The organism is Pseudomonas sp. D47 (assembly GCF_045447305.1).
Lineage (GTDB): Bacteria > Pseudomonadota > Gammaproteobacteria > Pseudomonadales > Pseudomonadaceae > Aquipseudomonas.
Genome location: NZ_JBJGXU010000204.1, coordinates 1 through 339, shown reverse-complemented (window position 1 = coordinate 339; position 339 = coordinate 1). Strand labels below are relative to the sequence as shown.

The 339-nt window shown below is 56.9% G+C and carries 1 pseudogene; it reads right to left on the bottom strand.

From position 1 onward, the window contains the following. Positions 1-339: pseudogene (locus ACI77I_RS32255) on the bottom strand (IS4 family transposase); the annotation flags it as partial.

The following is a 339-nucleotide window of genomic DNA, read 5'->3' as shown; positions in this document are numbered from 1 at the left end:
GCCGGTAGGTGGTTGCCATCGACAATGCGCAACTGCCAGCCGGGTAGTATCGATGAGTGGCCGAGCGTTTTGATGGTTGGTTCTAAACGCTCTGCGCTGCCTGAAATGAGGGCTCGAAGCACCTCGGGTTCGGTCCGATTGATCTTGTCATAGAGCGCCGCAACGCTCACCGAAAGGCCCTCCATCTTACGCGCTGCAGCGTGCAGTGATGGCCTCAAGCCCAATGAAACAAGGGACATCAGCTCTACAACGGTTGAAAACAAGAGCTCACGGGAGTACTGGCGTTGTCGGTGGTCATTGAACACCTTGTCAACCCACTCGGCAGGTACGGCCTGCTCC